This window comes from Variovorax sp. OV700, assembly GCF_900099805.1.
Lineage (GTDB): Bacteria > Pseudomonadota > Gammaproteobacteria > Burkholderiales > Burkholderiaceae_C > Variovorax.
On the sequence record NZ_FNDR01000035.1, the window covers coordinates 1 to 1,349 of the forward strand.

Annotated in this window: 1 protein-coding gene; it reads left to right on the forward strand. The window is 61.9% G+C overall.

Annotated elements, in window-relative coordinates; translation table 11 throughout:
- Positions 1 to 52: 52 nt before the first annotated feature.
- Positions 53 to 1,323 (forward strand): IS3 family transposase gene (locus BLR24_RS30195; RefSeq protein WP_217636362.1). Its coding sequence is split into 2 segments (ribosomal slippage): positions 53 to 412 and positions 415 to 1,323, totalling 1,269 coding nucleotides; the frame shifts between segments, so codons are not numbered across the junction.
- Positions 1,324 to 1,349: the final 26 nt, after the last annotated feature.

Genomic DNA, 1,349 nt, shown 5'->3' on the forward strand with positions numbered 1-1,349 from the left:
TGACCCGTCCTGAAATGGGTTGACACCTTTTCCCCCAAGAAAAGGCAAGTCAATGGAATCAGGCGTCAAACGCACGCAGCGTGACTACACGCTGGCTTTTAAGCTGTCGGTGGTCGATCAGGTAGAAAAGGGCGCGCTCAGCTACAAGCAGGCCCAGCAGCGCTACGGCATCCAGGGTCGCTCGACCGTGCTGGTGTGGCTGCGCAAGCATGGCCGCCAGAGCTGGGGTTCGGCATCATCTCGGCTTCCCATGCCAGAACCGATCAAAAAATCTTCCTCTGCGCCTGCTGCACCGCTGACCCCCGAGCAGAAGATCAAGGCCCTTGAAGTGCAGCTTCGCGAGGCCACCGAGAAGGCGCAACTGTTCGAGGCCGTGCTCGATGTCCTGAAGAAGGACTATGGGGTGCGTGTCGTAAAAAAGCCTTTGGGCAAGTCCTCTCGCAAAAGCTCGTCCCGGGGCTGAGCGTGTCGAGGGCTTGCCGCCATTGGGGCGTCAGCCGCCAGGCCTACTACCAACAGCTGCAGCATCAGCAGCAGTGCCGTGCGCGTTCTGACACGGTGATCGAGCTTGTGCGTTCGGTGCGCCTGCGCCAGCCCCGGCTGGGCGCACGCAAGCTGCACCACCTGCTCAAGCAGCCACTACAGCAGGCAAGCGCCAGCCTTGGGCGCGATGCACTGCTGGACGTGCTGCGCGAGGCTCACATGCTGGTTCAGCCCAGGCGGGCGTATCACAAGACCACCGACAGCCATCACCGGTTCCGCCGCCATCCCAACCTGCTCAAGGAGGGCCCGGCTCAGGTGCGCCCGAGTGGCAGCGAGCAGGTGTGGGTGGCCGACATCACGTACCTGCCGACCGATCAGGGGTTCGTCTACCTCAGCCTGGTGACGGATGCGTGGTCACGCAAGATCGTGGGCCATCACGTCCACGACAGCCTGCACACCGAGCAGGTCAGCCGGGCGCTGAAGGTGGCGCTCAAGGGCCGGCAAACGCAGCAGGCGCTGGTGCATCACTCCGACAGAGGCATCCAATACTGCTCCAACGACTATCAGGAAATCCACCGCCGCCACGGCATCGCGTGCTCGATGACCGACGGCTACGACTGCTACCAGAACGCGCTGGCCGAGCGCGTCAATGGGATCTTGAAGATGGAGTTCCTGCTGCATCGACCCGCCAGCCTGGGACAGGCCAGCCGGATGGTCCAGCAGGCCGTGCAGATCTACAACCAGGAAAGACCGCATCAATCCCTAAAATTGAAAACGCCCGATGAAGTTCATCGGGCGTCTCTGGCCGGCTGGATCAAGCCGGTTATATGTCCTTCATAGGTGTCAACCTATGGCAGGACGGGTCA